The sequence below is a fragment of the Rhodococcus sp. NPDC057529 genome (assembly GCF_042802055.1).
Lineage (GTDB): Bacteria > Actinomycetota > Actinomycetes > Mycobacteriales > Mycobacteriaceae > Rhodococcus_F.
In genome coordinates this window covers 57180-76972 of sequence record NZ_JBHVEY010000002.1, presented here as the reverse complement: position 1 = coordinate 76972, position 19793 = coordinate 57180, and the positions used below count along the sequence as shown (strand labels likewise).

20 protein-coding genes and 2 pseudogenes are annotated in these 19793 nt (G+C 66.9%); 14 read left to right on the top strand and 8 right to left on the bottom strand.

The annotated features are described in order from the left end of the window. Window positions 1-21: 21 nt before the first annotated feature. The gene (locus ACFU5V_RS03535) at window positions 22-1803 is read left to right on the top strand and encodes an ABC transporter permease (RefSeq protein WP_378696894.1); all 1782 of its coding nucleotides are present in this window, start codon (window positions 22-24) and stop codon (window positions 1801-1803) included. Then, window positions 1796-2893 (top strand): ABC transporter ATP-binding protein, encoded by a 1098-nt coding sequence (locus ACFU5V_RS03530; RefSeq protein ID WP_378696892.1) that lies wholly within the window; start codon window positions 1796-1798, stop codon window positions 2891-2893. Before ACFU5V_RS03535 ends, ACFU5V_RS03530 begins: the two co-directional genes overlap by 8 nt. 100 nt (window positions 2894-2993) lie before the next feature. Here the strand turns inward: ACFU5V_RS03530 and ACFU5V_RS03525 are convergent, their stop codons facing one another. After that, on the bottom strand, window positions 2994-3782 hold the full coding sequence (locus ACFU5V_RS03525; protein WP_378696890.1) for an IclR family transcriptional regulator: 789 nt from the start codon (window positions 3780-3782) through the stop codon (window positions 2994-2996). Between the two features lie 173 nt (window positions 3783-3955). Here ACFU5V_RS03525 and ACFU5V_RS03520 point away from each other — a divergent pair, with 173 nt between their 5' ends. From ACFU5V_RS03520 to ACFU5V_RS03505, 4 genes and pseudogenes are all read left to right on the top strand, one after another. Beyond that, the gene (locus ACFU5V_RS03520; RefSeq protein WP_378696888.1) at window positions 3956-5245 is read left to right on the top strand and encodes a lyase family protein; all 1290 of its coding nucleotides are present in this window, start codon (window positions 3956-3958) and stop codon (window positions 5243-5245) included. Further along, a pseudogene (locus ACFU5V_RS03515) lies at window positions 5238-6002 on the top strand (MFS transporter); the annotation flags it as partial. The gene ACFU5V_RS03520 and the pseudogene ACFU5V_RS03515, both read left to right, overlap by 8 nt. Window positions 6003-6075: 73 nt before the next feature. Beyond that, complete coding sequence (locus ACFU5V_RS03510) at window positions 6076-6600, top strand: MFS transporter (protein WP_378696886.1); 525 nt, start codon at window positions 6076-6078, stop codon at window positions 6598-6600. A gap of 57 nt (window positions 6601-6657) precedes the next feature. Then, complete coding sequence (locus ACFU5V_RS03505) at window positions 6658-7668, top strand: asparaginase (RefSeq protein WP_378696884.1); 1011 nt, start codon at window positions 6658-6660, stop codon at window positions 7666-7668. A gap of 7 nt (window positions 7669-7675) precedes the next feature. Here ACFU5V_RS03505 and ACFU5V_RS03500 read toward each other — a convergent pair whose 3' ends face one another. After that, window positions 7676-8167 carry an SRPBCC family protein gene (locus ACFU5V_RS03500; protein ID WP_378431137.1) on the bottom strand — a complete coding sequence of 164 codons (492 nt, stop codon included), beginning with the start codon at window positions 8165-8167 and terminating at the stop codon, window positions 7676-7678. Window positions 8168-8427: 260 nt separating this feature from the next. Between ACFU5V_RS03500 and ACFU5V_RS03495 the strand changes: the two genes are divergently transcribed. Further along, window positions 8428-8685, top strand: coding sequence for a Rho termination factor N-terminal domain-containing protein (locus ACFU5V_RS03495; RefSeq protein WP_378696883.1), 258 nt, complete (start codon window positions 8428-8430; stop codon window positions 8683-8685). Window positions 8686-9004: 319 nt separating this feature from the next. Continuing rightward, the gene (locus tag ACFU5V_RS03490; protein ID WP_378696881.1) at window positions 9005-9256 is read left to right on the top strand and encodes a DUF6480 family protein; all 252 of its coding nucleotides are present in this window, start codon (window positions 9005-9007) and stop codon (window positions 9254-9256) included. A gap of 130 nt (window positions 9257-9386) precedes the next feature. Here ACFU5V_RS03490 and ACFU5V_RS03485 read toward each other — a convergent pair whose 3' ends face one another. Continuing rightward, the gene (locus ACFU5V_RS03485) at window positions 9387-9680 is read right to left on the bottom strand and encodes a Rieske (2Fe-2S) protein (protein ID WP_378696879.1); all 294 of its coding nucleotides are present in this window, start codon (window positions 9678-9680) and stop codon (window positions 9387-9389) included. 158 nt (window positions 9681-9838) lie between these two features. After that, window positions 9839-10249, bottom strand: coding sequence for an anti-sigma factor (locus ACFU5V_RS03480; protein WP_378696877.1), 411 nt, complete (start codon window positions 10247-10249; stop codon window positions 9839-9841). A 459-nt stretch (window positions 10250-10708) separates the two neighbouring features. Here ACFU5V_RS03480 and ACFU5V_RS03475 point away from each other — a divergent pair, with 459 nt between their 5' ends. Continuing rightward, complete coding sequence (locus ACFU5V_RS03475) at window positions 10709-11353, top strand: PAS and ANTAR domain-containing protein (protein ID WP_378696875.1); 645 nt, start codon at window positions 10709-10711, stop codon at window positions 11351-11353. 47 nt (window positions 11354-11400) lie between these two features. Here the strand turns inward: ACFU5V_RS03475 and ACFU5V_RS03470 are convergent, their stop codons facing one another. Then, a complete protein-coding gene (locus ACFU5V_RS03470) occupies window positions 11401-11661 on the bottom strand; it encodes a hypothetical protein (RefSeq protein WP_378696873.1) in 261 nt (86 codons plus the stop codon). A 313-nt stretch (window positions 11662-11974) separates the two neighbouring features. Continuing rightward, window positions 11975-13120: an FUSC family protein gene (locus tag ACFU5V_RS03465; protein ID WP_378696871.1), complete on the bottom strand. Its 1146-nt coding sequence runs from the start codon at window positions 13118-13120 to the stop codon at window positions 11975-11977. 573 nt (window positions 13121-13693) lie between these two features. On the opposite strand from ACFU5V_RS03465, the gene ACFU5V_RS03460 reads away from it, so the two are divergent. Together ACFU5V_RS03460 and ACFU5V_RS03455 are read left to right on the top strand one after the other, a co-directional pair. Beyond that, window positions 13694-14032: a WhiB family transcriptional regulator gene (locus ACFU5V_RS03460; protein WP_378696869.1), complete on the top strand. Its 339-nt coding sequence runs from the start codon at window positions 13694-13696 to the stop codon at window positions 14030-14032. Between the two features lie 396 nt (window positions 14033-14428). After that, the gene (locus ACFU5V_RS03455; RefSeq protein WP_378696867.1) at window positions 14429-14998 is read left to right on the top strand and encodes a hypothetical protein; all 570 of its coding nucleotides are present in this window, start codon (window positions 14429-14431) and stop codon (window positions 14996-14998) included. Here ACFU5V_RS03455 and ACFU5V_RS03450 read toward each other — a convergent pair. Continuing rightward, window positions 14948-15494, bottom strand: a pseudogene (locus ACFU5V_RS03450) (YihY/virulence factor BrkB family protein); the annotation flags it as partial. The gene ACFU5V_RS03455 and the pseudogene ACFU5V_RS03450 overlap by 51 nt on opposite strands. A gap of 13 nt (window positions 15495-15507) precedes the next feature. Further along, window positions 15508-16932: a sugar porter family MFS transporter gene (locus ACFU5V_RS03445; RefSeq protein ID WP_378696865.1), complete on the bottom strand. Its 1425-nt coding sequence runs from the start codon at window positions 16930-16932 to the stop codon at window positions 15508-15510. A gap of 229 nt (window positions 16933-17161) precedes the next feature. Here ACFU5V_RS03445 and ACFU5V_RS03440 point away from each other — a divergent pair, with 229 nt between their 5' ends. The 3 genes from ACFU5V_RS03440 (at window position 17162) to ACFU5V_RS03430 (ending at window position 19793) form a co-directional block, all read left to right on the top strand. After that, a complete protein-coding gene (locus ACFU5V_RS03440; protein WP_378696863.1) occupies window positions 17162-18181 on the top strand; it encodes a LacI family DNA-binding transcriptional regulator in 1020 nt (339 codons plus the stop codon). Between the two features lie 144 nt (window positions 18182-18325). Beyond that, window positions 18326-19426, top strand: a complete 1101-nt coding sequence (locus tag ACFU5V_RS03435) for a fatty acid desaturase family protein (protein WP_378434563.1) — start codon at window positions 18326-18328, stop codon at window positions 19424-19426. 52 nt (window positions 19427-19478) lie between these two features. After that, window positions 19479-19793 (top strand): MocE family 2Fe-2S type ferredoxin, encoded by a 315-nt coding sequence (locus ACFU5V_RS03430; protein WP_378434561.1) that lies wholly within the window; start codon window positions 19479-19481, stop codon window positions 19791-19793.

Genomic DNA, 19793 nt, shown 5'->3' with positions numbered 1-19793 from the left:
CCGAGATAGCGACATCACACCATGACACTGACGACACCTCCCGACACGCGGCCCACCGAATCCTTCGTCCCTCTACGCCCGGGTGAACTCGGAAGCCCGCGCTACCGCAAGTTCCGCAACATCGGCCGCGACACGCTCATCCAGTACGCCGTGCTGCTGATTCTCGCCGCCCTCGTCCTCGCACCGGTCGTGCCGACCCTCTACCAGTCGTTCATCGACCGCCCGCTCTACGAGAGCGGCGGCATCTTCAGCCTCGACAACTACGGCCGCCTGTTCACCGAGGCCGGGTTCGGCGACGTCATCGTCAACACGGTGCTGTTCGCGGGCCTGACCACGATCCTGGCACAGCTGTTCGCCGTCCCGATGGCCATCGTGATCACCCGCACCAAACTGCCCTTCGGCAACTTCATCGCCGGATCGATGCGCTGGCCCTTCTACATCTCCTCACTGCTGCTCGGCTTCGGGTGGATCATCCTCTACGGGCCCGCCGGATTCTTCAGCGTCCAGTTCCGCGAGTTCTTCGGGTTCGTTCCGTGGAACCTGTATTCGATCCCTGGGATGGCACTCACCGAAGCGGTGGCCCTGGCCCCGATCGCCTTCACCTTCTGTGTCGGCGCGCTGCGCCAGGCGGACGCCTCTCTCGAATCCGCGGCACAGGTCTGCGGCGCCGGACCGGTGCGCATCCTCCGGTCGGTCGTCGTTCCGATGCTGCGGCCGCCGATCGTCTACAGCTCGGTGCTGATCGTGAGTATGTCGCTCGAAACGCTGTCGGTGCCATTGCTTTACGGACAGCCTTCGGACATCACGGTCTTCTCGACGTTCCTCTACACCAACGGCCTGCAGGCCATCGATCCCGACTACGGCGTCCTCGGCGCCGCCTCGGTTCTGATCCTCGTCGTGACCGTCGGGATGGTCGCGATGCAGGCGAAACTGCTGAAGAACTCCAAGAGGTTCGTCTCCGTTCGCGGGAAGGCCACCCGCCCCCGCCAGTTCGACCTCGGGTGGATCAAGTGGATCTCGGCCGCGTTCATCGCCGTCTACCTGATCTTCGGTGCGCTCCTGCCCATCGCGACGCTGGTGTTCCGCTCGTTCACCTTGGTGCTGACCCCGCTGAAGTCGCCGTTCTCGACACTCACCTTCGCGAACTACGTTCCGATCTTCAGCTACCGCTCCTATTACATGTCCATCGTCAACAGTGTGATCATCGCGATCGTCGGTGCGGTCGTCGTCGGCGTGCTCGCCACCCTCGCGGTTCTCGTCGCTCGCCGGTCGACCATGAAGGGCGGCAAGCTCGTCGAGTACCTCGCCCTCGCCCCGCAGGCGATGCCCGGACTGATCGTCGGTATCGGATTCTTCTGGGCGCTGGCCTTCTCCCCCGGTTTCGTCTCCACCCTGCTGACCGGCACGATCTGGATCCTGGTCATCGCGTTCGGCATGCGGGCGCTGCCCACCGCCTACGGCAACATCTCGCCGCTGCTGATGCAGATCGGCGAGGAACTCGACAACGCGGCCCGCGTCAGCGGCGCAGACTGGTTCAAGACGTTCACCCGGGTGCTGGGCAAACTCATCGTTCCCGCGTTCGCCGGCGCCCTGATCCTCGTCTTCGTGACGATGATCAAGGAATACTCACCCGCCGTCTTCCTGGCGAACTCCGAGTCCAGCGTCATCGGCACCACCGCACTCCAGTTGTGGGCCGAAGGAAACGCCGGATCCGTCGCGGCACTCGCCACCGTCCAGATCGCCATCACCGTCCTCTTCGTCACCGTCGCCACCAAACTCCTGAAGGGCCACTCCGATGCCTGAACTCACCGTCACCAATGTCAACAAGACCTTCAACGGGTCCCAGGTTCTGCACGACATCAACTTCACCGTCCACGACGGCGAGTTCTTCACCCTCCTCGGCCCCAGCGGGTGCGGTAAATCCACCACCCTCTCGTGCATCGCCGGACTCGACCGCCCCGACACCGGCTCCATCGAACTCGACGACGTCGTGTTCTTCAGCGGACGCAACGGCACCTTCATTCCACCCGAGGGCCGCAACCTCGGCATGGTGTTCCAGTCGTATGCGCTGTGGCCGCACATGAGCATCGCCGACAACCTCGCGCTGCCGCTGTCACTGCGCAAGGTGCCCAAAGCCCGGCGCGACGATCTGATCGACGACGCACTCGACAAGGTCGACCTGCTGCACCTGCGCGGCCGCTACCCGCACGAGATGTCCGGTGGCCAGCAGCAGCGGGTCGCCCTCGCCCGGGCCCTGGTCTACTCGCCCCGCGTCCTTCTCCTCGACGAGCCCCTGTCGAACCTCGACGCGAAACTGCGCGAGCAGGCCCGCGCGTGGCTCAAGGGACTGCAGGCCTCGGTCGGCATCACCACCATCTACGTCACCCACGACCAGGAGGAAGCGCTGGCGATGAGCGACCGGATCGCCGTGATGGCGGCCGGCCGGATGGTGCAGATCGCCGCACCCACCGAAATCTACGACCGTCCCGCCGCCCGCGAGGTCGCCGCGTTCGTCGGCAGCTGCAGCTTCCTCGACGGCCGCGTCGTCCGGGCCGACGCCACCGAAACCCATGTCGAACTCGGATCCGGTCAGATCGTCCACGCCGCCGGAACATTCGACGTCCGCGCCGGCGACCCCGTCACCGTCGCCGTCCGTCCGGAACGGGTCACGATCACCACCCCCGGACACGCGGTCTCCTCGGGCACGAACCTCATCCGGGCCCACGTCGACTCCTCGTCGTACGTCGGCGCCCGCTACGAATACCTGCTGTCGATCGGCGGCGACCAGATCGCCGCCAACTGCCTCACCCCGAACCACCGCGGTGACGTGGACCTCGCGATCGACCCGGAGAACCTCTTCCTCTACCCGCAGAAGACTCTCGTCGCCGCCTGAGCACCGGATCCGCTCTTCGATGCTTCCGGGATCGCCGCCGCGCGCTGGACCTGTGCGGCGGCGATCGCGCGGATGCGTCCGGCCGGACCGCGGCTGGTGCTCAGCCTCGCCGGGCCGACAGACTTGGGGGTCCCGGTGACGTCAGGGTTCGTTGGATCGTGGCGCTGCCCGCTTTGAGCAGTTTCGCGATGTCTTCGATGTGCGTGATGAGCCGGGAAGTGGGACCGGAGATGTTGATGACGGAGGTGATCGTGTCGTTGCGATCCCGCACCGGTGTGCTGACCGACGTCAATCCGATCTCGACCTCCTCGCTGGCGACGGAATATCCCTGTGCTCGTTCACTTTTCAGGCGTTCGAGGAGTTCGCCCAGATCAGCCGGAGCGGCGAGCGTCGAAATGGGAGTGAGCAAATCCTCGGCGGTGAGCGCCTCGACGAGTTCGTCGCCGCTGTCGAAGAGCAGTGCCCGTCCGGAGGCGGTGCAGTGCATCGGGGAGCTGCGCCCGACCCACCCGCCGGCCCGCAGCGACTGGTGGGATTCCTCCCGGAGCACGGTCAGGGACCGGTTGCCCTGTTGCACCGACAGCAACGCCACCTCCCCGACCCGGGAGACGAGGGTTTGCAGGACCGGCCGCGCCGCCCGCAGCAGCGGGGTGTCGCCGGCGCCGGTGGCCAGAACCAGCAGCGACCATCCGAGCCGGTAGCGGCGGGTGTCGGGAACCTGCTCGACCAACCCGCCACGCTCGAGTGCCTTGAGCATGCGCGAGACCTGGCTGCGCTCGCGGCCGACCGCGCGAGCCAGGTCGCTGACGGAATGTTCACCGTAGGCATTGCCGCCGCGCCCGAACGCGCGCAGCAGCGCGGCCACCCGTTCCGCACTCGACTCCGACATCAGACCTACCCTTCGTTGCTGTGGGAACAACACTATTTCACGATTTTGCATCAAACCCCCAGTAGAGCGAAAAAAGTGTTGCTGTGAAAGCACAGTTGGTTGGACGCGCTGGATGCGATTCCTACAGTTGTCACCACTCCCCAGTGGTTCGCATCACACGAAAGGTCCACCTCATGGTCATCGCACAGACCACCGCCGAGCCGGCAACCCGGCTCTACGGTCGGCAGACAACCCTCTCGCTCGGGAACTTCCCCGGGCCCGGTCGTACCTTCGGTGATGTGCCCACGTTCGTGCGGAACTATGCCCTGGTGAAACTGGCCGCCGCGCGCGCCAATCACGAGGTCGGTGTCCTCGACGAAGGCAGGAGGGACGCGATCGTCGCCGCGTGCGAGGAGATCGCGGCCGGCGCGCACCCCGGCCAGTTCCCGTCGGCGCTGCTGCTCGGCGGCGGTGGCACCACCACGAACATGAACGTCAACGAGGTCGTCGCGGCCCGGGCCTCCCAGTTGCTCGGCGAGCCGGTGCACCCGAACGACCACGTCAACGCCTCGCAGTCGACGAACGACACCTACCCGACCGCGATGGCCTTGACGATGCTGGACCTGGCGCACGAGCCGCTCGAGGCGCTCGACGAACTGGCGACCGCACTGGAGGCGAAGGGCGCCGAGTTCGATCAGACCCCGCATCTGGGTCGCACCTGCGTGCGCGATGCGGTCACCCTCACCGCGGGCCGGTCCCACCGCGCGCAGGCCGCCGCGATCCGACGCACCGCCGGCGCCCTCGGTGACGCGGTCGCGGAGATGCACACCGTGGCGCTCGGGGGCACCGCGGTCGGGACCGGGCTCGGCGCACCGGAGGGCTACCGCGCGATCGCGGTCCGCGAACTCGCGGCGGTGACCGGCCGCGACCTGCAACCGGCCCCCGACCTGTGCGACGCCCTGGCCAACCTCGACCCGTATGCGGCCATCGCCGATGCCGGCGCCCGCGCCGGCCTCACCATGGCGAAGATCGCCGCCGACATCCGGCTGCTGTCCTCCGGTCCTGCGGGCGGCTTCGGGGACCTGACCATCCCGGCCGTCCAGGCCGGGTCGTCGATCATGCCGGCCAAGGTCAACCCGGCGATCCCGGAGTACGTGATGCAGCTGAGCTACCGGATCCGCGGCGCCGCCCACACCGTGCAGTGCGCCGTCGCCGCGGGCGAGCTGGAACTGAACATCATGGAACCGGTGATCGTCGACTCGATCATCACCATCCTCTCCGACATCACCGCCGCCGCAACCTCGTTCGTCCGCCGCTGCGTCGCCGGGATCACCTGGGACGGGCCCCGCCGCGAGGAGAACCTGCGCGGCGCCCTCGACTCCTGGGTCACCCTCGCCGCCACCACCGGCTACGAAGCCACCACCACCCGCTACCACGACCAGGCGCAGACCGCCCCCGTCACGAACGGTGCCCGCCATGACTAACCTCGCCCACCGCACCGCACCGGTCGCCTACGAAGACGCCCCGCTGACGAAGTTCCAGATCAAGGTCACCATCGCCGGCACCGGCGGGCAGTTCAGCGACGGGTTCATCCTCGGCATCATCGGTATCGTCATCACCGCCTCCACCGGCGCCCTCGGGTTGACCCCGATGTGGATCGGTCTCCTCGGTGCCGCCACCCTGGCCGGCCTGTTCGTCGGCGCGATCGTCACCGGCCCGATCGCCGACCGGATCGGCCGCCGCGGCATCTTCGCGTGGGACATGCTCCTCTTCGCGGTCCTGTCCGCGATCCAGTTCTTCATCGAATCGCCCTGGCAGCTCCTGGTTCTACGACTGCTGATCGGGGTGGTCCTCGGCGCCGACTACGTCGTGAGCAAATCCCTCGTCACCGAACACGCACCCCGCAGTTTCCGCGGCCGGTTGATGAGCCTGCTCGCCGTGGCGTGGGCCACCGGCTACGTCGCCGCCTACCTCGTCGGCTACCTCCTCACCCAACTCCACGGCGAATCCTGGCGATACATGCTCGCCGCCAGCGCCCTTCCCGCGCTGCTGATCTTCTGGTTCCGGCTCGGTGTCCCCGAGTCCCCGCTGTGGCTGACCCAGCACGGCCGCACCGCCGAAGCCGCCGCCGTCGTCCGCACCCACCTCGGCGCCGGCGTCCTCCCACCCCCGGTCGAGACCACCACGATCCAACGCCGCGGCATCCGGGTGCTGTTCACCCCGAAGTTCCGCAGGCGCACCGCCGTCGGCGCCCTGTTCTACGTCTGCCAGGTCATTCCGTTCTTCGCGCTGGGAACCTTCTCCCCCCCAGGTCATGGAATCGCTGGGCGTCACCAGCAAACTCGGCGCCGGAGCCGCCTACAACACCTTCCTGCTCATCGGCGCCGTCCTCGGCCTGGCGTTCATCGACCGACTCACCCGCCGCACATTCCTGATCGGCACGTTCTTCCTCGGCGCGGCCCTGCTCGCGGCCCTGGTCGCCTTCGCCGACACCAGCCCCGTCGTCGCCGTCGTCATCTTCGCCCTGTTCGCACTGGTCCTGGCCGCCGCGGTGAACCTCGAATACGTCTACCCACCGGAACTGTTCCCCACCGACCTACGCGCCTCCGGCGTCGGCATCGCGGTCGCCGCCAGCCGCATCGGCTCCGCCGCCAGCACCTTCCTGCTCCCGATCGTCGTGGCCCAGTACAGCGTCGACGTCGCCCTGATCGCCTGCGTGGTCGTCCTGGCCATCGGTGGCCTCATCTGCTTTGTGTGGGCACCGGAAACCGGCACCGAAGCCCTCGGTGAAGTCACCGAAGAGGTACAGAAGGAATCCGATGAGCACACACACCTCTGACCCCACCACCCGGATCGACGCCGCCCCGCACTTCGGTGCAGCCGAGAGGAGTAGCTCATGAGTGCCCGTCACCGCGTTGCGCTCTGCACGCTCGGTGGGACGATCGCGGCTTTCCCGCACGCCGGGGGTCCCGGTGTCCTCCCCGGCGAGCAGTCCCCGAGTCTGCGCCCGGTGATCGAGCAGCTACTGCCAGGGGTCGAGATCACCGAGCGCAGTCTCGCGCAAGTTCCCTCCGCGGCAATCGATTTCGACCTGCTGCGGTGCGTGATCGCCCATGCCGAAGCGGAGGTCGCCGCCGGGGCGAGCGGTGTAGTGGTCACCACCGGTACCGATACTCTCGAGGAAGTGGCGTTCGCTCTCGACTTGATGTGGTCGGCGCCGGCCCCGCTGATCGTCACCGGGGCCATGCGCCACCCCGGAGCGCCCGGCGCCGACGGGCCCGCCAATCTGGTCGGCGCGCTGCGGGTGGCCACCGACCCCGCCGCCAGCGACGCCGGGGTCGTCGTCGTCATGAACGACCGCATCCACGTCCCCTCCCAGGTCCAGAAGCGGCACACCAGCCATGTCGACGCCTTCGTCAGCGCCGCCGGCCCACTCGGTGACATCAGCGAGGGCGTCGTATATCTCCACACCCCTCCACCGCGCCGGCGCCCCCTGGGACTTCCCGACGGGCCCTTCCCTCCGGTTGCACTGCTGCGCACCGCGATCGGCGACGACGGCCGCCTGCTCCCCCACCTCGTCGACGTCGGCTACCGCGGTCTGGTGATCGAAGCCGCCGGCGGCGGCTCCACACCCCCGTCCTGGGCACAGCCGCTCGAACAGATCGCCCGGCACATCCCCGTGCTCTACGCCGGACGCCCCGGCACCGGTCCCGCCTTGCGGTCGACCTACGGCGGCGTCGGCGGCGAGATCGACCTGCAACGCCGCGGCCTCATCCCCGCCGGGCTGCTCGACGGGCTCAAAACCCGGGTGCTGCTGACCATCCTGCTCGCCACCGGCGCCGACATTGACCTCATCCGCCGAACCCTCGCCCACCCCACACTGCACCCTTCGGGGAACGAGCGCTGATCGTGTCTCAATCCTTCGCTTCGCGGACGTCCGTTCCCTGCTCGGCGAACGCCTTGAAGTCCTGCATGTGCTGTCGCGACTGCTTGCGGAAGGTGCCGGGCATCAGGAGCCCCACCAGCCGCATCAGCACGCCGCTGAACCGGTACTCGCTCTCGCTCTCCCAGAGCGTCGTCTCCGGGCCGGCTTCGGTCAGCCGGTCGCGCACGGCGCTCCACATACCCTCGCCGACGATCTCACGGTCGAAGTGAACGACGCTCCCCTTCGGGATCGCGTGCAGGTCTGCCGGTTCCCGACGCGTGATGGTCTCGGTGCACTCGAACTTCTGCTTCCCCATCTGCAGCACGACCCGCGATGTGGTGCCGACCTGCCCGTGCACCCCGCTCAACGGTTCGTGCAGCACCAGACCCCGCAGCCACTTCGGCATGTGTGCCGGGTCGGCGAGCAGCTGTACCGCTGCCTCCCGCGGCAGGGCGATCTCGGTCGAGACGGTGTACTTCATGGCGGAGCGCTCCTGGGTTCCGAGTGACGACGCCGACGTTAGCAGCTGCGCAGTTGCTCCCCGCCGTGTCGTACGTCGGTTACGCACTCCGCACCCGAACCCCGACTGGCACGTCCACGCGGAGGTCAGAACTTCCCGATGTCGGCGACCGTTCAGGCCGGCCCGCAGTAGCGGACGGACGGTAAGGCGCCGTACCCGATTGGTACGGAACAGCGGATCCGGGTACCCGACGAGCAGCAACGAGTCGAGGAGGGACCACCATGCCGCGGTCATCGATCAAGGACGAGAAGGTGTACCAGGAAGTACGGAAGGATGGCGCATCGAAGGAGAAGGCGGCGCGGATCGCGAACTCGGCCGCCAACCGTGGCCGGTCCAGTACCAGCCGCAAGGGCGGCACATCGTCGTCGTACGAGGACTGGACCGTCGCCGAGCTGAAGAAGAAGGCGAAGGAGGTCGGTCTGTCGGGCTATTCGTCCAAGAGGAAGGGCGAACTGATCGACGCGCTGCGCAACCACTGATGCCGGTCCCGAACCGGCGGCTGCGGAAGCCAGCACCGGAGCGCTCGCCCTATGAGCTGTCCTGTTTTGGGGGCGGGCAGTGTCGCCGCAATCGACATACCCGCTCAGGATCATCGGCTTTCGTTGCCAGTTCGTATGCATCGCCGACCGCGGTGCACAGTCGTCGTCACAACGTTTACCCACTCGCCGCCGTCCCCCGACACCGGGGCATTCCACCGCCGCCGTTCGTGGCCGTGTGTGCGTCGCGAATCCGGGTACTCGTATGCGACAGCCGTCAGTTCGACGGACGAAACGGCAGCACTCCACGAAGGGCCGCTTCATGACGACCGCTCAACCTCCGGACCCCGATCCGGCGAACACCCCCGATCTCGAGCCGGGCGGCGGTGTCCCGCCGGGCTCGACCCCGCCCGACGCCGCCCAGACTTCAGGACTGTCCGAGAACGAACCGCGCACGAGTTGGGCGTTTCCGCCGACAGGCATCGCCACCATGGTGGTGGTCGGCGTGATCGTGGTCGTATTCGTGGCGATCGCAATCCTGCTCGTACTCGACATCGTGGGAGTCTTCGATTGATTCTGTGCAGGTATCCTGCTCAGGTCTGGGTCTCGATGGTCCGCGGGTCTTCACAGAGGTCTCCGCCACAGCCCCGCCACCTCACCACGATCAGATGCGCACCGCCGATGGTTCTTACGACGCGCTTCCGTCATTCCTTATCGCTGGCAACGGGATTGGTGCGGAGCGTTCGCTGCTCGTCCGGTTGGCGCACCTGGATCCGTCCGTCCCGCACGCGGGCCTCGTACACCTGCTGCGGACGGGTCGCGGGACCTCGCGCAACCCGGCCGTCCGCGACGTCGAAACGGCTGCCGTGCCACGGGCATTCGATGCACCCGTCGTCGAGGGAGCCGTCATGCGGCGGAGCACCCAGATGGGTGCAGCGGTGTCGGGTACCCGGCGCACGAAAAGGCGAACCGGCGGCCGTACCCGGACAGCGGTCCATGCGCAAGCCTCCTGGTTGCCCGGGATCGACCCGTTCCTTCCGACATGCCCGCCGCGTGCGGTCTGGACGACCGCACCTCGAGCGGCCGATATCTCGCCGACGTAGGGTGTCCACCGGCCGGGACCGCAACAGGTTGCCGCCGGCCGGCACCGGTCGTCTCAGCGGCGTCCGCGACGTTGTTTCATGAATGCCACCACAACTTCGCGCTCGCCCGACTTCTCCCCCAGCAGGTCGGTGGTGAGCACGCGGTCGGTCAGCGCCTCCAGTGACCGCCACCTTGCACCGGGGTACCGCGGGAGGCCTCGGCGCGAGGTGACCGCAGTGGTCAGCAGGAAGGCAGACCCCGAGACCTCGAACGAACAGCGCAGCGGAGAACCGAGCGTCGCGGCTTCGATCAGCGCGGCACCCACCTCGTCGACCGCGCGAGTGATGTCCGCGATCTCGGTGAGCAGGAAGCCGCGCCGGTGGGCCAGCTCCCGCGCGACCGCCCGAATGATCGGCAACTGATCCCGGGCCGCCTCGACCCGCAGTTCCGTAGTGGTCTGCGGTCCGGCGCTCACCCCGCTCACCGCCTTTTCCGCCATTCGTTCCACCGAAGTGTGAATGCCGAGTGCTACGCCTTCGGCACGCTTTGCCGCCCGGGCTGGTCACGCTTGCTCGGAAGCTGCTGCAGCGCAGGATCATCACTGCAAGCCGACCGGACCGGCACCGCGTTCTCACCGCGACCCACGCCGTCCACGAGCCGTGGGGACCCGCAGCGCCGCGTCCAGCTGCCGGGCAGGGAAACTGTGGCTGTCCCAGGATTACCCCTCGGACGCCTGTTTTACGCGCGTCGGCTGCGCGAACTCCTTGACAGATCGGTACAAGTGTCGCGGTTTCACCCCGAGGACGCAGCCACCGCGTACGCGCCAGCGGTGGTGAATCCCGAGATCGATCGTGCCCCCTCCGCGGGCATGCGGCGGGTCGTCGAACCTGATTCGGGTCGGATAGCACCTGCGCGACATGCGACGGTGCGCTAGAAAGTAGTCGTGGATTCAGAGCAGGTGTTCGGTGGTGGTGAGCCACAGCGGGTGGGTAGTTTCCGCTTCTACCTGGACGGTCAGCGGTGGGAATGGTCCGACGCCGTCGCCCAGATGCACGGCTACCGGCCCGGCGAGGTCACTCCGACCACCGAGCTGCTGCTCTCCCACAAGCATCCGGAGGACCATCCGCACGTCGCCCGGGTCCTGGACCGGATGGTCAACGAGGCCGAACCGTTCAGCAGTAAACACCGCATCATCGACACCGCCGGCAAAGTCCGCCACGTCGTGGTCGTCGGTGATCACCTGCACGACGACACCGGCCAGGTGATCGGCACAACCGGCTTCTACATCGATATCACCGACTCCCACCGCAACGACGTCAAAGACTCCGTCGACGAAACCGTCGCCGCACTCGAGCAGTCGCGGGCGGTGATCGAGCAGGCAAAAGGGGCCCTGATGCTCGTCTACGGTATCCCCGCCGACCGCGCGTTCGACATCCTGACCTGGCGTTCACAGGAAACAAACATCCGGCTCCGCATCCTCGCCGAACGAATCGTCGCCAGATTCCGCGAGCTCGAACCCGACACCGGCCTGCGCACGCGGTTCGACCACCTGTTGCTCACCGCACACCAGCCGCCCCGCACGAGCTGAGGGCGGGTGAGGCGGTTCCCGAGGATATCGGCGCGGTGATCGAGCCGTCACCCCTCCTGTGCGGTGGTGAAGTCGGGCGGGTCGGGAAGATCGACATCGAGGACGAAGTCCAGCCAGATCAGGGCGTCGGCCAAGATTTCCGCGCGCAGGGTGATGTCAAATTGTTCAGCGGCAGTAAGCGACCGCTCTCCCTCTACCAGATCCTCGGCGAGGAACGCCGACACCGTCCGCAGCACCCAGCGCTCCGACGGAGGCAATGCGTCGCCGTCGTCGTACCGTCCTTCGGCGAAGCGAACGTCGAGGATCAACGTCTCCTCCGGACCCGCGCCACCCAGCCGCGCAGTGACCACACCGACAGTGGCCTCGACAACCCACGCGAGCACATCGCCGTACACCGGCCGGCCCCCGGTCGGGTGCAGGGCATCACCACACAGCCCGGACGAGCTCCGGCATCCTCTACCGGCGCCACCGCGCCGCCGGGGTGTCCTGCGGTTCATTCTTACCTTGTTTGCCGTACCGGAACCATCACAGCCGGATCCGCGCGAAACTCTCTGTAGCGCAGCGCTCCCCAACTCACTCAGTTCCACGTCCGGCGACGAACGTTGCTGCAAGTTTCGCGCGTCAGCGCGGATCGGACATGTCCAGCACGGCCAGCGCGGCCCACAGGCCATCCGCGGCCAAGGCGATCGCCGACCACGCACCGGGTACGGGTTGGTGTCGTCGGACAGATTCCTCGAAGGACTCGAGGCGCGAGCGGGCTTCAGGCAGAGCGGTCTGCACGACACGCAGGTAGGGCTCTCGATGGTGAGCCGGGTCCCAGGTGAGTTCGTCGAATGCGGCCGAGAATGCCTCGAGCAGTGCCGCTGCCTCGTGCCGAAGTTGCTCCAGTGTGGGCGCCGGGAGACCTGCCGGCAGATCATCGGTGCCGGTGAGCGCCTCGACCGCAACTTCCAGCACCGACACATGCAGCAGGGTGTCGTCGAGGACCGTTGCTACCGGGAGGTACACCTGCGATCCGCCTACCTTGGTCCAGCCGGGGCTACGAAGGTTGCCGCGCAGACTTTCCCGGCCCTCGCGCAGCGCAACCCCGGCGCCGGTCGACTTGTGCAGATCCCACACCCGTTGCCGTCCTCGGTCACCGTCGTGACGGCCGGACCGGAGGCCGTAGGCAAGATCGGCAAGGAGCGTCGAGAGTTCATGAGCACGTTGCAGAATCAGATCGCGGGCCGTGGAAAGCTGGTCGGGAGGCAGCACGAGCGCGTTGACCGCGACGCCGACGAGCACACCGACGGTGACATCGAGGACGCGATGAAACACCAGGGCTGCGTTCGTGGCCGATCCGTACAGCACGACCAACAGGGCGGTGATCGCTACCCACATCCCGTCCGGCGCCAACCACCGGCTGCGGCCGAGGATCGTCCCGACTGCCACCGCACCTGCGATGGCGGCGAGTCCAGGCAGGGTGCCTGCCGCCAACGCGGCAACGAGCACACCGAGAACCACGACCGTGACCTGACGTGCGGCGGCGGACACCGAGCTGCGGACCGTGGTGCCGATGATGAACAAGGCGGCGTAGGGCGCAAGGAAGGCCTCCGGGCTCTGCAACACTCGATCGGCCAGCAACCAGGCGGTCAGCACCGCCACCGTGCACTTCACGGCGGACACCAGGCCCGGGTGCTGTAGCTCCCTGCGCAGCCAGGTACCCCAGCCACCCGCATGGGGTCGCTGCGTCCGGGTCCCGGCCCACTCGGAAAGTGGCCATCTCATGTCAACACTTGTACCCATTCGATCGTCTCGGTTCACCAGTCCGTGCCCGTGCGCGTGTTCGCGCGATCAAGCACACCGCACCGGCGTGCTCATGCTCATCGGCCGAGGCGGCCGATGTGATGCCAGTTACTGTCGAGCGATTCCTGTCAATCGTCCACCGGTGTGCCGATAGCATCAGCATCACACCCTTTCACCAGCTCTTCTGAGAGCGCGGAGGGTGCCTCCTGACCCCGATGTCGAGCCATGGCATCACCGCGCCGAGACCGTTCATTTTCGACCGCGGACCCGGTGCCGTACAGATCGCCGTCCATGTCCCCGGTCTGCCACTGCCCGCGCCCGGACATCAGGTGTAGAACCGCGAAGAATCGAAGCTCTTTGTTGCACAACACTTCCCGACCATCCCGGGCAAGACTGTCCGATCCCGCAAGGAGGCCATACCAACCCACTCTCCGACATCGACCTCTTCGGTCACACCGCCGGCGACCGGCCCAGGTCCCCACCCGCAGCTTTACGTGCCCTGCTCTTGCCGGCGGATCGCGTCACTGTTCGACCCCGAAAGCGACCCATTTCGAAATGCCTGATCGTTCGCACCACCACATCGACCGCAACTGGCAGCGCCGCGCCTCCTGCCGGGGAACCGACACCGAGGTGTTCTTCTCCCCTGACGGTGAACGCGGCCGCATCCGTGCGCAGCGCGAGCACACTGCCAAACTCATCTGTCAGGACTGCCCCGTCCTCACCGAATGCCGCGCCCACGCCCTCACCGCCGAAAGTCACGGCATCTGGGGCGGCATGTCCGAAACCGAACGCGCCCGCCACACCCGACGAACCCGCCTCGCGGCCGCCCGACCCAGGGAGCGCGTCCCGGCGCCGGACTCCTCACCCGTGCGGATCCGAACACCCAGAGCCTGAGAATGGCGGCCTGGGAGGCACGGAAACGATGCCGCTCGATGGTTCGCTCTGCAGGTCCGGGGTAGTCGCCCGGTGTGCGGCTGGGGGTACTCGACATCGCTTCGAACTCGGCGCAGCTGCACATCGCCGAGGCGGCTGCGGTGGGAGGGCGAACCGCAGCTGGTGGTGGCGACGTCTCTTCTAGTGGACTGGGGAACGGTCCCGCGGGCTGGTTTGGTCAACCCGCAGAACCTGGACCGATGTCCCTACCGGTCGAGCACCGGCCCTGACTCACCGCTTTCCCCGAAATCCGCCCGGGCAATCCATCTCCGACCGGATGAACCCCGACCCGGGAGAAACGGCAGCGAACAACGTGTTTCCGCGACCCACCGTCGCTCACTTCGCGGGGTCGGGTCCGTGTTCGATGATGTTCAGGGCAACCTCGTTGAGCGGCATGTTGGAGTTCTGGTCATCGGAGCGCTGGTCGGCGGCCGGTTCACGCTTCCCAAACGCGTCCTCGCCGGCATGCTGGCGTTCGCCGCAGGCGCTCTCATCACCGCGTTGACCTTCGAGCTGTTCGAAGAGTCGTACCACCAAGGCGGAATCTCGCGGGCCGCACTCGGACTCGCTGCCGGCGCGATCGTTTTCACCGTCCTCAGCCAGCGACTGGACCGGCTCGCCGAGGGCGCACACCGGGAGCCGCATGGCAGCGAGAAACTCGACGGCGCGGCGTCCGAGACGGGCGGGATTCGTGCTCTCGTATGTGCTCGCGACTGTCTGACCGGGTACATGGCCGGCATCGTTGACGGTGACGGTCCACCGGCCGTGCCCGGCGACGTCGAGAACGAACCTCGTATCCGAGTGGGTAAGCGCGACATCCTCCACTCGCTGAATCCCGGCGAGCCGGGTGATGCAGACCGACAATTCCGACGCCGGTTACCGCTCCACCGCATCGACGTCGGCGGTGTTACCGTCACTCTCGCGTAATGCCCTGCCCTGCTGGACGTACTCCTCGTACTTCTCCGCGTTCTTGTCCGAAACCCGGGTATCTCGCGGCGGCAACTGCAGTTCGTCCTCGGCCGGCATGCCGGCCTGCAACTCTCGTCCGCGTTCCAGTTCGGCGTCCAGTTCGGCGCCGAAGAGCAACGCCAGATTGGTGATCCACAACCAGAGCAGGAACACGATGACTCCGGCCAGGGAGCCGTATGTCTTGTTGTAGCTGCCGAAGTTGGCGACGTAGAGCCCGAACAGGACCGACGCGATGATCCACGTGACGATGGCGAGGAACGCCCCGGCGCTGATCCAACGGAACTTCGGTTGTCTCACATTCGGTGTGACGTAATAGAGGATGGCCACGGCTACCACCACGATGCCGAGGACGAACGGCCAGCGGGCGGACCAGACCGACGACGATCACGGCCAGCATCAGGGGCCGTAGCTTCCACACGGGACGACCCTCCTCGACCTCGTACATGCGCCGCACGGGTTCGGGTCGGTCATCGAGCAGCGGCGCCGTGACGGAACTCGCTCTCGAGCTCTTCGAGGCTACGTCCCTTGGTTTCGGGGACGTAGCGTGCGACAAAGGCGAGCGAGACGAGGTTGACGAGAACGAACAGACCGAATGTGCCGCTCCCGCCGAGTGCCCGCTCGATGATCGGGAACAGGAACGAGATGCCGGCATTGGTGGTCCAGAGCACGAATACCGCTACGCCCATGGCGAATCCGCGGATGGCCATCGGGAAGATCTCCGAGAGCAGGAGCCAGACGCAGGTGCCGATGAAGGTGGCCATGAAACCGACGAACAGCATCATCGCCGCGAGGATGACGTAACTGCGAACGGTGGATTCGGGGAGCAGGAACACCAGGGCCAGGGCACCCTGGGCGAGCGTGACACCGGTGAAGCCGATCAGAAGCATGCGGCGACGTGGGACGAAGCCCAGCAGCCAGATTCCGAGGACGGTGGTGACCACGAGGGTGACGCCGATGGCCACGGTGGCGACGAGGGCAGCGGAGGCGGTGAGCCCACTGTTCTCCAGGATGGTCGGAGCGTAGTAGTTGACGGTGTTGATGCCGGTGGCCTGCTGCACGACGGCGAGACCGATTCCGATGTAGAGGATTTTGCGCATCCACGGGTAGGCACGCAGGTCGCGGAGTGCGGCGCCCTTGTCTTCACGGACGTCCTCCTGGGCGGCGGCAACGATCTCGGCGTATTCGGCGTCGGCTTCGGCGGCGCTCCGGCTCTTGCGCAGGGCGCTGTGCGCCGCGTCGAGGCGACCGCGGACTGCGTACCAGCGCGGCGAATCGGGGAGCGTGAGCATGCCGACGAACAGGGCGACGGCGGGGATCGCGGCAACGGCGAGCATGTACCGCCACACCGATGCATGGTCGATCAACTGGTCGAGCACCGCGTTGATCACGAACGCCAGGAACTGCCCGGTGACGATCATCAGCTCGTTGATCGTGACCATGCGGCCGCGCCGATCCACAGGGGCTGTCTCGGCGAGGTAGAGCGGGCACGTCACCGAAGCGCTGCCCACCGCGAATCCGAGGACGATGCGGGCGAGAATCATGATGGTCACGTTCGGCGCGAGGGCGCACCCGAGCGCGCCGACCAGGAAGATGACCGCGCAGAGTACGAGACTGGACTTCCGGCCCAGCCGGTCTGCGACGCGGCCACCGAAGACGGCGCCGAACGCCGCCCCGGGGAACAGCAGGGCGCTGACCACCGCGGCTTCCTGGACGCTGGTCATGCCCAGGTCGTCGCGCATGTACAGGAGCGCCCCGGAGATCACGCCGGTGTCGTAACCGAACAGCAGGCCGCCGAGCGTGGAGATGACGGTGAGTTTCGTGAGGAACCTCCTGCCGGCGCGCGCCGTGGGTGGCTGCTCCGTACCGGGGGTGGTGGTGTTCTGGATGGCCATTGCGTAGTCCTTCGACGAAGTGGCAGTAACCGGGAGGGAGGCGATGTCATGTCCTGACATACGCACATTCAACGGGTGATCCAGAACACTAGATCGCTCTAGCGGCGTGATCAAGGGCACATCCGCAAATTCTTCGGATCCCGGCCACGGCGCTCACCCCCTCGGGCGGTCGCGGGGTCGCCGTAGGATCGATTCCCGAGCAGTTCACGATTCGGACGGGAGGCGTGCGGTGAGCACCAGAGGTGGAGAAGCGGCCCTCCCGAAAAGGCGTGCGACGCTGTCGGACGTCGCAGCCCGTGCCGGTGTCTCGCGAGCACTTGTCTCCATCGTCATCCGCGACGCTCCCGGCGCCAGCGCAGCGACACGCGAGCGGGTGATGCGGGCCGCGGACGAGCTCGGCTACCGGCCCGACGTGCGCGCCCAGATGCTGGCCAGGAGCCGATCGAAGCTGATCGGGACCGTCTTCGGAATGAGCGGCACGTTCCATTTCGACGTCCTCGACGGCCTGTACACGGCGGCCGCGGACCGCGGCTACGAGCTGATCCTCAGCGCACTCACGCAGAGCCGCGACGAGAATCGCGCGGTGGAGAGCCTGCAGGATTTCCGGTTCGACGCACTGATCATGCTCGGCCCGGCCACGCCCAAGCCCGTGCTCGCGGGAAAGGTACCGCTCGTCGTGGTCGGCTGGCACGTCGACGACCCGGACGTCGACGTCGTCCGCACCTCGGACGCCGACGGCATGACGATGGCCGTCGAGCATCTCGTCCAGCGTGGGCACCGACGGATCGTGCACGTCGACGGTGGCGAGGGCGCCGTCGCGGACTCCCGGCGCGACGGATTCCTGACAGCCATGCGCACCCAGGGCCTCGCCGACGAATCCCGGGTCCTATCCGGTGGCCTCACGCAGCTCGAGGGCTACACGGCCGCCCGGACACTTCTCGACGATCCCGAGCTGCCCACCGCGGTGGTGGCCTTCAACGACGAGGTGGCGGTCTCGATTCTCGAGGCCTTCATGCATGCAGGATATCGAGTGCCCCAAGATATCTCGATCATCGGATGGGACAACAGCGCCGTCTCCAAGCTCCCGCACATCCGCCTCACCACCGTGGCGCAGGACCCGCGGCGCATGGCCAAACTCGCGATCGACCGGGCCATCACCCGCGTGGAGGGCGCGAGGATCGACGAACGCGAACAGGTCCTCGAGCCCATATTGATGGTGCGGGCAACCACCGGCCCCGCCCGCGCCTGAGTTACCCCGCCAGCGGTTGACATCACCACATCGACTTTCTACTCTCTGTTCTAGAGCGCTCTAGTGATGCGCCTCACCGCACCGTTCGCGACAGGCCCGCGAGGCTCTCGCGGCGAGAGACTGGAAAGCAGAGGTGGTCGTCCCATGGGGACCGAACGTCTAGCCCGCTACGATCTGACCGGCCCGGAGGGGCAGAAGGCCGTCGAGGAAGGACTGTCCGGCGGCAACTGGTTTCGCAGTGCGATCCCGCGTAAGCGGATGAAGGAACTGATGCGCCGTTCGGACGAGCCGGCCACCAAGGACACCGCTCTCTGGCTGGGCTCACTCGCCGTCACCGGCGTGGCAGGCGCGCTGGCCTGGTCGAAGGGCAAGAAATGGGCCGCCGTGCCTGCGCTGGCCGCGTACGGGGTCCTGTACGGCTCGGCATCGGACGCACGGTGGCACGAAGCCGGTCATGGCACATTCTTCGCCACCCGATGGAAGAACGACGCGGTGTACCAGATCGCATCGTTCATGATGATGAAGGACCCGACGGTGTGGCGTTGGAGTCACACCCGCCATCACACCGACACCCTCGTCGTCGGGCGGGATCCGGAGATCGTGGCGATGCGGCCGGCTCGGCTGGCGCGAATCGCGGCCAACATGATCGGGCTCATCGACGTGCCGACCGCATTCAAGCAGATGGTGACGCGGGCGGCCGGGCGGCTGGACGAGGAGGAGGAAACATTCGTGCCCGAGTCCGAGCGACCCAAGGTGTACCGCACGGCCCGGATCTGGCTCGGCATCTACGGTGCAACCGCCGCCGGCTGTGTCGCGACCGGTTCGATCGTTCCCGCGCTGCTGATCGGACTGCCTCGCGCCTACGGCGCCTCCATGCTCTGGGTGTACAGCCTCACCCAGCACGCCGGCCTCGGCGAGAACGTCCTCGATCACCGGCTCAACACCCGCACCGTCTACATGAACCGACTGAACCGTTTCCTGTACTGCAACATGAACTATCACGTCGAGCACCACATGTTCCCGATGATTCCGTCGCATCGGCTCGCCGAACTGCACGAGGAAATCAAGGACGACTGCGCCGAGCCGTACCCGTCGATGTGGGCGGCGTACAAGGAGATCATCCCGGCCGTCCTCGCGCAGCTGAAAGACCAGACGTACTACGTACGCCGCGAACTTCCCGAAGGAGCCGCGCCGTACAACGAGCCGACCCCCGCGCCCGCCGAGGATCGCGCCGTCGCCGTGTGACCCACGCCCACCCCGAGAACGCTCCGTCTTCCGCACGAAAGGCCTCACCATCATGAACTGGATCCCCGCCTGCCAGGCCGACGACATCGACACCGAGGACATCGTCCCGTTCGAGCACGCCGGCACCCAGTACGCCATCTACCGCTCCGCCGATGACGAGTTCTTCGCCACGGACGGCTACTGCACCCACGAACGCGAACTCCTCTGCGACGGCCTCGTCATGGGAAAGACCATCGAATGCCCCAAACACAACGGCCGTTTCGACTACGCGACCGGCACAGCGCAGGGCGCACCGGTGATCGAGAACCTGCGCACCTACCCGGTCAAGGTCGACGACTCCGACACCGTCCACATCGGAATCGGCTGA

Excerpts from the sequence above, each read along its gene's own strand:
- ACFU5V_RS03535 (WP_378696894.1), top strand. The coding sequence starts at position 22 with ATGACACTGACGACACCTCCCGACACGCGGCCCACCGAATCCTTCGTC.
- ACFU5V_RS03530 (WP_378696892.1), top strand. The coding sequence starts at position 1,796 with ATGCCTGAACTCACCGTCACCAATGTCAACAAGACCTTCAACGGGTCC.
- ACFU5V_RS03525 (WP_378696890.1), bottom strand. The coding sequence starts at position 3,782 with ATGTCGGAGTCGAGTGCGGAACGGGTGGCCGCGCTGCTGCGCGCGTTC.
- ACFU5V_RS03520 (WP_378696888.1), top strand. The coding sequence starts at position 3,956 with ATGGTCATCGCACAGACCACCGCCGAGCCGGCAACCCGGCTCTACGGT.
- ACFU5V_RS03510 (WP_378696886.1), top strand. The coding sequence starts at position 6,076 with ATGGAATCGCTGGGCGTCACCAGCAAACTCGGCGCCGGAGCCGCCTAC.
- ACFU5V_RS03505 (WP_378696884.1), top strand. The coding sequence starts at position 6,658 with ATGAGTGCCCGTCACCGCGTTGCGCTCTGCACGCTCGGTGGGACGATC.
- ACFU5V_RS03500 (WP_378431137.1), bottom strand. The coding sequence starts at position 8,167 with ATGAAGTACACCGTCTCGACCGAGATCGCCCTGCCGCGGGAGGCAGCG.
- ACFU5V_RS03495 (WP_378696883.1), top strand. The coding sequence starts at position 8,428 with ATGCCGCGGTCATCGATCAAGGACGAGAAGGTGTACCAGGAAGTACGG.
- ACFU5V_RS03490 (WP_378696881.1), top strand. The coding sequence starts at position 9,005 with ATGACGACCGCTCAACCTCCGGACCCCGATCCGGCGAACACCCCCGAT.
- ACFU5V_RS03485 (WP_378696879.1), bottom strand. The coding sequence starts at position 9,680 with ATGGACCGCTGTCCGGGTACGGCCGCCGGTTCGCCTTTTCGTGCGCCG.
- ACFU5V_RS03465 (WP_378696871.1), bottom strand. The coding sequence starts at position 13,120 with ATGAGATGGCCACTTTCCGAGTGGGCCGGGACCCGGACGCAGCGACCC.
- ACFU5V_RS03460 (WP_378696869.1), top strand. The coding sequence starts at position 13,694 with ATGCCTGATCGTTCGCACCACCACATCGACCGCAACTGGCAGCGCCGC.
- ACFU5V_RS03445 (WP_378696865.1), bottom strand. The coding sequence starts at position 16,932 with ATGGCCATCCAGAACACCACCACCCCCGGTACGGAGCAGCCACCCACG.
- ACFU5V_RS03435 (WP_378434563.1), top strand. The coding sequence starts at position 18,326 with ATGGGGACCGAACGTCTAGCCCGCTACGATCTGACCGGCCCGGAGGGG.
- ACFU5V_RS03430 (WP_378434561.1), top strand. The coding sequence starts at position 19,479 with ATGAACTGGATCCCCGCCTGCCAGGCCGACGACATCGACACCGAGGAC.